At 64.6% G+C, this 7354-nt stretch carries 10 protein-coding genes and 1 pseudogene; 6 read left to right on the forward strand and 5 right to left on the reverse strand.

All coding sequences use genetic code 11. From position 1 onward, the window contains the following. Nucleotides 1-44: 44 nt before the first annotated feature. Nucleotides 45-494: a DoxX family protein gene (locus BRX37_RS22815; RefSeq protein WP_063976414.1), complete on the reverse strand. Its 450-nt coding sequence runs from the start codon at nucleotides 492-494 to the stop codon at nucleotides 45-47. A gap of 53 nt (nucleotides 495-547) precedes the next feature. Next, nucleotides 548-823 carry a BufA1 family periplasmic bufferin-type metallophore gene (locus tag BRX37_RS22820; RefSeq protein ID WP_063976415.1) on the reverse strand — a complete coding sequence of 92 codons (276 nt, stop codon included), beginning with the start codon at nucleotides 821-823 and terminating at the stop codon, nucleotides 548-550. A 210-nt stretch (nucleotides 824-1033) separates the two neighbouring features. Here BRX37_RS22820 and BRX37_RS22825 point away from each other — a divergent pair, with 210 nt between their 5' ends. From BRX37_RS22825 to BRX37_RS22850, 6 genes are all read left to right on the forward strand, one after another. Continuing rightward, nucleotides 1034-1573, forward strand: a complete 540-nt coding sequence (locus tag BRX37_RS22825) for a sigma-70 family RNA polymerase sigma factor (RefSeq protein ID WP_063976416.1) — start codon at nucleotides 1034-1036, stop codon at nucleotides 1571-1573. After that, nucleotides 1570-2211 (forward strand): DUF1109 domain-containing protein, encoded by a 642-nt coding sequence (locus BRX37_RS22830; RefSeq protein WP_063976417.1) that lies wholly within the window; start codon nucleotides 1570-1572, stop codon nucleotides 2209-2211. Before BRX37_RS22825 ends, BRX37_RS22830 begins: the two co-directional genes overlap by 4 nt. A gap of 131 nt (nucleotides 2212-2342) precedes the next feature. Beyond that, nucleotides 2343-2609, forward strand: a complete 267-nt coding sequence (gene bufA2, locus BRX37_RS22835) for a BufA2 family periplasmic bufferin-type metallophore (RefSeq protein WP_063976418.1) — start codon at nucleotides 2343-2345, stop codon at nucleotides 2607-2609. Nucleotides 2610-2670: 61 nt separating this feature from the next. After that, nucleotides 2671-3501, forward strand: a complete 831-nt coding sequence (gene bufB, locus BRX37_RS22840; protein ID WP_063976419.1) for an MNIO family bufferin maturase — start codon at nucleotides 2671-2673, stop codon at nucleotides 3499-3501. Continuing rightward, nucleotides 3498-4244, forward strand: a complete 747-nt coding sequence (locus tag BRX37_RS22845; RefSeq protein ID WP_063976420.1) for an HvfC/BufC N-terminal domain-containing protein — start codon at nucleotides 3498-3500, stop codon at nucleotides 4242-4244. Before bufB ends, BRX37_RS22845 begins: the two co-directional genes overlap by 4 nt. Nucleotides 4245-4412: 168 nt before the next feature. Then, on the forward strand, nucleotides 4413-5408 hold the full coding sequence (locus tag BRX37_RS22850) for a LacI family DNA-binding transcriptional regulator (protein ID WP_063976421.1): 996 nt from the start codon (nucleotides 4413-4415) through the stop codon (nucleotides 5406-5408). Between the two features lies 1 nt (nucleotide 5409). Here the strand turns inward: BRX37_RS22850 and BRX37_RS22855 are convergent, their stop codons facing one another. The 3 genes and pseudogenes from BRX37_RS22855 to BRX37_RS22865 form a co-directional block, all read right to left on the reverse strand. Next, nucleotides 5410-6150 (reverse strand): MFS transporter, encoded by a 741-nt coding sequence (locus BRX37_RS22855; protein ID WP_318276880.1) that lies wholly within the window; start codon nucleotides 6148-6150, stop codon nucleotides 5410-5412. A gap of 168 nt (nucleotides 6151-6318) precedes the next feature. Then, the gene (gene istB, locus BRX37_RS22860; protein ID WP_031304487.1) at nucleotides 6319-7047 is read right to left on the reverse strand and encodes an IS21-like element helper ATPase IstB; all 729 of its coding nucleotides are present in this window, start codon (nucleotides 7045-7047) and stop codon (nucleotides 6319-6321) included. Continuing rightward, nucleotides 7034-7228, reverse strand: a pseudogene (locus BRX37_RS22865) (IS21 family transposase); the annotation flags it as partial. The pseudogene BRX37_RS22865 and the gene istB, both read right to left, overlap by 14 nt. Between the last annotated feature and the right edge of the window lie 126 nt (nucleotides 7229-7354).

Consider the following 7354-nt stretch of genomic DNA (forward strand, 5'->3'; position numbering starts at 1 on the left):
ATCTGGCCAAGCGGTGTGGCCAGCGCGATCGCGGCCCCCTCGCCTCACATCTTCGATCGCGGAAAAATCAGCGCGTCCATGGACAGGGCGCCGCCGCCATGCGCGATCAGAGGCAGCAGGATCGCGGCCCAGCTCAGATGCGTCGGCCAAGCGTCAGGATACACGAATGTCTGGATCACCAGGGTCATGCCGAGCAGAGCGCCCGCCGACAACCGCGTGAACAGGCCCAGCACCAGCAATATCGGAAAAAGGTGCTCGGACCAGGTCGCCATCGTCGCCGCAATCCCGGGCGGGACGAGCGGGAGGGCATATTCGGTGCGAAACAGCTCATATGTGCTGTCGGTGATGGTGATGACGCCTTCCACCTTCGTCCGGCCCGACTGGAAGAATATGGCCGCGACGCCCAGGCGGGCGACCAGCAGCAGCAGCGCGTCCGGTAACAGCGCCTCTATCCGCCGGACAACGGCGTCACGCAAAGGCAAGAACTGGGTCATCGTTGGTCTCCAGGAAGGTCGGCCGGGGCGAGATGAGGCCCCGGCCGCGATGTTCATGCCTTGGGCGAAAGCGAGCCGTTGCCCTTGGGGGTCTTGATCGAGGTGCAGGTTCCGGCCTTCACCAGCTTCCAGGCGTTGCCCTGATAGTCGACCTTCGACGTGCCCGCGCAGCTGGTGCCGGCGCCCGCCGCGCAGTCGTTCTTGCCGGCCAGCGAGACGCCGTAGCATTTCTCCATCTTCGGCTTCGTTTCGGCATGGGCGGACGCCGCGAGAGCGCTGGCGGAAGCGATGGCGATGCTGGCGGCGATCGCCGCATGAGTGGTGCGCATGATGATGTCCTCTTCGATCCGTCGCCTCTTCGCGCGGCCCGGACAGGAGCCGGACCGCGCGGTGACCGGGGAGGAGGCGGGGAAGCCCGTGTCACATCGACCAGTTCGGGAAACGACAGGGTGCGGTTACAATGCGCTCGCGCAAAAAATTATCGGTCGCTGTCGTAACCGACGACCGGGCTCGTGCGAACAAGCGGGCGAGGAGACTGAATGCAGACGACAGAGGGGCATCTGCGCGCGTTGATGATCGATGGGCTTGGCGGAGACGCCGCCGCCCATGCGGCGTTGCTGCGCCTGCTTGTCCCGCTGCTGCGGGGTTTCTATCGACGCCGGGTTCGCGGCGCCGACGACGATATCGAGGATATGGTGCAGGACACCCTTATTGCCGTTCACACACGCCGTGCGACCTATGATCCCGAGCGCGCCTTCACAGCGTGGCTCTACGCCGTTGCGCGGTACAAGATGATCGACCATTTTCGCCGCGTCGGCCGGCTGAGGCCGATCGACGATCTGGCGGATTCCCTGGTCGCGGACGAATTCGAGGCCAGCAGCATCGCCAGGCTCGATATAAATGATCTGCTGGAGCAGCTTCCGCCCAAGCAGGCGCGGATGATCCGCGCGATCCGGCTTGAGGGACTGAGCGTCGCCGAAGCCGCGAGCGCGGAGGGAATCGGCGAATCCGACGTCAAGGTATCGGTGCATCGCGGGCTGAAAGCGCTGATGGCGCGGGTGCACGGGGCCGTGCGATGAATACGGACGATCTGATCCAGACCCTTGCCGGCGACACCCGCCCGGTGGCCCGAAACAGCATCGCGCGGCGGTTGGTCGTCGGTGTGTTCGCCGGCGGCGTCGCATCCGCGCTGATGATCATGGCGTCGATCGGCGTTCGCCCGGATCTGGGAGCGGCCATGCAGGGCGCGTCCTTCTGGTTGAAGTGGGGATATACCTTGTCCCTGTCGATCGCCGCGCTGATGACGACCGCCCAGCTGGCGCGCCCCGACAGCGGGCGATTGCGCGGCTTGTGGGCGCTTGCAACACCCGTCATGCTTCTTGGCGTGGTCGGCCTTGTCGAACTGGCGCAAACGCCGCACTCGCAATGGATGGCGATGTGGCTCGGTCATAGCTGGAAGAGTTGCCCCTGGCTGGTCCTTTCGCTGTCCGTCCCGATCTTTGTAGGCCTGCTATGGTCCTTCCGCCGTCTAGCCCCCACCCGTCTGCGCGCCGCCGGGGCAGCCGCTGGACTGGCGGCGGGAGCCTTCGCTGCGACAGTCTACTGCATCCATTGTCCGGAGGTGTCGGCGATCTTCGTGCTGACATGGTATTCGCTGGGAATGCTGCTCGCGGCCTTTCTCGGCATGATTGTGGGGCCGCGGTTGCTCCGCTGGTGAAGCCGGATTCCAGCTCCGCCAGACCATGTCGCCGCCGGTCGCGGAAATTTCGGACTGCCCTGTAACCGCCGGCCGCGCCCGACCGAAAGACAGACGCCATCTTGGCTCAACATTCTTCCGGAGAGTTCCTCATGCACACCTACAACACCGGCATCGGCATCGCCGCTTCCGCAGCCGCCATCGCGATCGTGGCCGCCGCCGCCCCTGCCGTGGCGAAGGACGACGCGAACACGAAGGTCGTTCACTGCTACGGCGTCAACAGCTGCAAGGGCACGTCGGACTGCAAGACCGCCAGCAACGAATGCAAGGGCCAGAATGGCTGCAAGGGCCAGGGCTTCAAGGCCATGACCGTCAAGGCGTGCAAGGCGGCCGGAGGCAGCCTGACCGAACCGAAATGACGTTCCCATGTCCGGCGCGCACAGGTGCGCCGGACAGTCCTTGCCAACAGGAAGCGTGCCCATGATCCCGTCATTTCCAGGTTTCGGACTTGGCCTGCGCAAACAGCATTATGCCGACTTTCTGGACGACCGTATCGACGTCGATTTTCTCGAGGTGATCTCGGAGAATTTCATGATCGACGGCGGCCGACCGCGACGGATCCTGCGCGATATTCGCGCGCGCTACCCCGTCGCCCTCCATGGCGTGTCCATGTCCATAGGCTCCGCCGATGGCCTCGACGGCACCTATCTCGCCCGGCTTCGCGCGCTGGTGGACGACATCGAGCCTCTGTTCGTGTCCGATCATCTCAGCTGGTCGCGGATCGAGGGGTTCAGTTCACACGATCTGCTGCCCCTGCCCTACACGCAGGAAGCATTGGATATCGTCAGCGCCAATATCGACCGCGCGCAGAATGCGCTGGGACGCGCGATGCTGATCGAAAACCCGTCGACCTATATCGACTTCGCTCCGGCGGACATGACCGAATGGCAGTTCCTGGACGCCCTGTGCGCGCGAACGGGCTGCGGGCTTCTGCTGGACGTCAACAATGTGTTCGTCAGCGCCAGCAACCATGGCTTCGACCCGATCGCCTATCTCGACGCCGTGCCGCATGACCGCGTGCGCCAGATTCACCTCGCCGGGCACAGCCAGGGCGAACGCCTGCTGATCGATACGCATGACCAGCCGGTGCCCTTGTCCGTCTGGCATCTCTACGCGCATGTCCTCCCGAAGCTCGGGCCGGTCGCGACCATGATCGAGCGCGATGACGCCATTCCGCCCTTGGCGGACCTGATGGCCGAACTCGCCATTGCCCGCGGAATCGCCGCCGGCGGTATGGAGAAGGCGGCATGAGCCTGCTGGCGCTTCAACGCGACATGCGGGACTGGCTGACGCAGGAAGACATGGCCGCAGCCGCACGCATCGGCGTGACTGCGGAGCCCGGTCTGGCCGTCTATCAGAACAATTACCGCACCCAACTGGTCGCCTGCCTCGAAAGCAGCTTTCAGCGGACCCGCGACTGGATCGGCGAGGACATGTTTCTTCATGCCGCGGTGAATCATATCGACAGCGTGCCGCCGAGCAGCTGGACGCTCGACGCCTACGGGCGGGACTTTCCGGCCACGCTGGCGCGGCTTCATCCCGCAGATCTTGAGATCGCGGAGATTGCCGCCATCGAGCTCGCGCTGGAAGACCTGTTCGTCGCAGCTGACTGCGTCGCCGTAGGAGTGGAAGATTTGGCCGACGTTGATTGGGATCGCGCGATAGTGACCTTCGCGCCGTCGATCGACCTCCTGCATCTTGAAACCAACGGGTTTGCGATATGGCAGGCCCTGGTCGACCAGAAGGAGCCCCCCGAGCCCCGATATCTGGACAAGCCCGAGGTCGCCCTCCTGTGGCGCGAGGGCGAACAATGCCGCATCAGGATCGTGGGCGACGCCGAGTTGAAGGCGTTGCTCAACCTACGGCGAGGCATGACGTTCGGCGAGCTGTGCGGCGACAGCGCGCTGTCGCTTGGCGACCAGGCTGGCGCGGCGGTGGTCGGACAATGGCTGGGCGCGTGGCTATCCGACCAGATGATCGCCGCCATCAACTAGGCCTCGCGCACCGGGCCGCGAGGCGCACAACCAGCCGTGAAGATCGCGCCATCTCCGGTATCCTTGCCCCTGAGAACTGGGGATTGGGATCACACCTCAAACCATGGTAGGACGTCCGCCGCCGAACGGGCATAGGCATCTGCAGGCGGCGGAGGATTTGCCATTCCGATGAAGACGATAGGTTTGGTGGAACTCGCAAGGATCGCCGGCGTCCACGTCTCCACGGTGTCGCGCGCGCTGGATGACAATCCCCGGGTTTCGGCCAAGACGAAGACGCGCATCCGGGCGCTGGCGGAAGAACATGGCTTTCGCCTCAATCAGACGGCGAGCTTCTTCCGCAAGCGCAGGACCGGCGCTGTGGGCGTGGTTTTTCCGCTGGGGCACGAGGTGCAGCAAAGCCTGTCCGATCCCTTCTTCATGGGTTTGCTCGGCCCCCTCGCCGACGCGCTGGCGGAGCAGGGTTACGACCTGCTGCTGTCCCGCGTCGTGCCGGGCGACGAAAGCTGGCTGGAGAATATGGTTCTGTCCGGCCGGGTCGATGGCATCATCCTGATCGGTCAATCGGACCAGACCGATGTCATAGAAGGCGTGGCGAAACAGTTCGCGCCGCTGGTCGTCTGGGGCGCGCATCGCCCGGATCTGGCGCAGATCACCGTCGGCACCGACAATCTGTCGGGCGGAGAGATGGCGGCGCGACATCTTATCACCATCGGGCGGCGCAGGCTGGCGTTTCTCGGCGATCCGACCGTCCCCGAATTCGCCGACCGCTATGCGGGCTTCCACCGCGCCATCGGTCGGGCCGCGGAGGTCGAGGAAATCCTGCTTCCCCTGCACCTGACCGATCAGGACGCCTATCAGGACATGGCGCGTTATCTGGAAGGACACGCTTCGCCGGACGGCATCTTCGCCGCCTCGGACGTGATCGCGATGAGCGCGATGCGGGCTGTGGCGGACCAAGGGCTGCGCGTGCCGCAGGACGTGTCGATCGTCGGCTATGACGACATCAGCATTTCCGCGCATACGGTTCCGCCACTCACCACCGTCCGCCAGGATATGCGCAGCGGCGCGCGGCTGCTCGTCGATCTCCTCATGCGCCGCATGGGCGGTGAGACGGTGTCGTCCGTCGCGATGAAACCAGAACTGATCCTGCGCGGGTCGGCCTAGATCAGGCCGCCACGCCACGCTCCTCCGTCATGCGCAACGTCGCCGCCGCCGCGACCAGCATCATGGCGCCCGACAGGAGGAGCACGTTGCGGGGATCGCCCCCCAGCAACGGTCGGTAGATGAGCGGCATCACGAGCGTTTCGATCATCATCGGAATGACGATAAACATGTTGAAGATGCCCATGTAGACTCCGGTTCTGGCAGGCGGGATGGCGCGCGCCAGCATGACATAGGGGTTGCCCATCAGGCTGGCCCAGCCGACGCCGACGCCGATCATTGCGGGAACGAGGCCGATCCTGCTCGTCACCAGGCTGAGCCACAGCATGGCGGCGCCGACCAGCAGCATCGCGCCCGCATGCACCGGCCTCGCGCCGACCCGCCGGACGATCGGCATCATCGCGAACGCCGCGATGAAGGCGACGAAATTGTAGAGCGCGCCCGCCTGCCCCGTCACAAGGACGGCTTGGCGGAACGCAGCGCTGCTCGCGTCCGCCGTGCCGAACAGCGACCGGCCAAGGGCAAAAGCGATATATTGCCAGTAGGCGAACATCGCGAACCACTGGAACAGCATGGCGACGGCCAACTGCCGCATGGGTCGAGGCATATCGCGCAGCGCCGCCATAAAGTCGCGCGCCGCCGCCTTCGCCGTCAAAGCCTCGCCATCGATGCGCGCGCGATCCTGCGGGTCGAGCGGCAGTTCGGGGACGCGCATGACCGAGTAGAGGATCGTCGTGATTGTCAAACGGCGTTCAAAAGGGACCCCCGATCGGCGTCGAAGAGGGACCCCTTTTCGGATATGATGTTGGTTTGTTGAAGATGGCCTTGCGCTGCGTGCGGCGGAGGGCGGGCGTAGCCCGACCGGAGGCGCGCGCAGCGCAAGATAGATTTTTGAAGGCGCCGAAGGTGGCTGTCAGCTGCGGTTTTTGAAGCGCCAGCTGTCGTTGCCCGTCTCGACGATATCGCAGTGGTGGGTGACGCGGTCGAGCAGCGCCGTGGTCATCTTGGGATCGCCGAACACGGTCGGCCATTCACCGAAGGCGAGGTTCGTGGTGATGATGACGCTGGTGCGCTCATAAAGCTTGCTGATGAGGTGGAACAGCAACTGCCCTCCCGAGCGGGCGAACGGCAGATAACCGAGCTCGTCAAGCACGATCAGGTCGAGCCGCGACAGCTGCGCCGCCAGGGTCCCGCCTTTGCCGATCCGGGTCTCCTCTTCGAGGCGTGTCACCAGATCGACGGTGTTGAAGTAGCGGGCGCGAGCGCCCCTTCGCACGACATTGGCGGTGATCGCGATGGCGAGGTGGGTCTTGCCTGTCCCCGTGCCGCCGACCAGCACGATATTGCGGCGAGGCGGGAGGAAGGAGCCGTCGTGAAGGGAGCGGATCATCTCCTCATTGATCGGTGTGCCCTCGAAGCTGAACCGCTCCAGGTCCTTCACCACGGGCAGCCTCGCAGCCGTCATCCGATAGCGGATGGAGGCTGCATCCCGGTGGGTCGCCTCGGCACGGAGCAGGTCGGTCAGTATCTCCATGGTGGTGCGCTTGCGCTGGAGGCCGGTAGTGACCGCCTCGTCGAACGCCGCCGCCATGCCCTTGAGTCCGAGGCCGCGCATCGTGTCGATCATATCATGCCGCTGCATCATAGCCTCGCAGCAGATCATAGCGGGCACAGTCGGCGAGCGGAGGATGCTGCAGCATCCGGTCTTCCGAAGTGACGATGCTGTGGGGTGTCGCCGGCTCGCGGCGCCGGGAGAGGATGTTGAGGATCAGCTCGTCGCTGGCCGTTCCGTTCGCCAACGCTTCGCGCACGGCAGCCTCTACCTGTCATCGGTCGTGCAATTCTCCGCAAAAGTGGGCTTTGAAAATTCCCTAGTTGGTGGCCCCTTCATCTCATTCTGCCGGGGCTAGCCCCGGCAGAATGAGATGAGCCGACATTGTCCTCATCTC

The sequence above is a fragment of the Sphingomonas sp. S-NIH.Pt3_0716 genome, from assembly GCF_003950715.1.
GTDB classification, from domain to species: domain Bacteria; phylum Pseudomonadota; class Alphaproteobacteria; order Sphingomonadales; family Sphingomonadaceae; genus Sphingobium; species Sphingobium yanoikuyae_A.

Bases quoted from the DNA above. Each gene is read 5' to 3' on its own strand.
- istB (WP_031304487.1), bottom strand. From the start codon at position 7,047: ATGCAGCGGCATGATATGATCGACACGATGCGCGGCCTCGGACTCAAG.
- bufB (WP_063976419.1), top strand. From the start codon at position 2,671: ATGATCCCGTCATTTCCAGGTTTCGGACTTGGCCTGCGCAAACAGCAT.
- bufA2 (WP_063976418.1), top strand. From the start codon at position 2,343: ATGCACACCTACAACACCGGCATCGGCATCGCCGCTTCCGCAGCCGCC.
- BRX37_RS22850 (WP_063976421.1), top strand. From the start codon at position 4,413: ATGAAGACGATAGGTTTGGTGGAACTCGCAAGGATCGCCGGCGTCCAC.
- BRX37_RS22845 (WP_063976420.1), top strand. From the start codon at position 3,498: ATGAGCCTGCTGGCGCTTCAACGCGACATGCGGGACTGGCTGACGCAG.
- BRX37_RS22825 (WP_063976416.1), top strand. From the start codon at position 1,034: ATGCAGACGACAGAGGGGCATCTGCGCGCGTTGATGATCGATGGGCTT.
- BRX37_RS22830 (WP_063976417.1), top strand. From the start codon at position 1,570: ATGAATACGGACGATCTGATCCAGACCCTTGCCGGCGACACCCGCCCG.
- BRX37_RS22815 (WP_063976414.1), bottom strand. From the start codon at position 494: ATGACCCAGTTCTTGCCTTTGCGTGACGCCGTTGTCCGGCGGATAGAG.
- BRX37_RS22820 (WP_063976415.1), bottom strand. From the start codon at position 823: ATGCGCACCACTCATGCGGCGATCGCCGCCAGCATCGCCATCGCTTCC.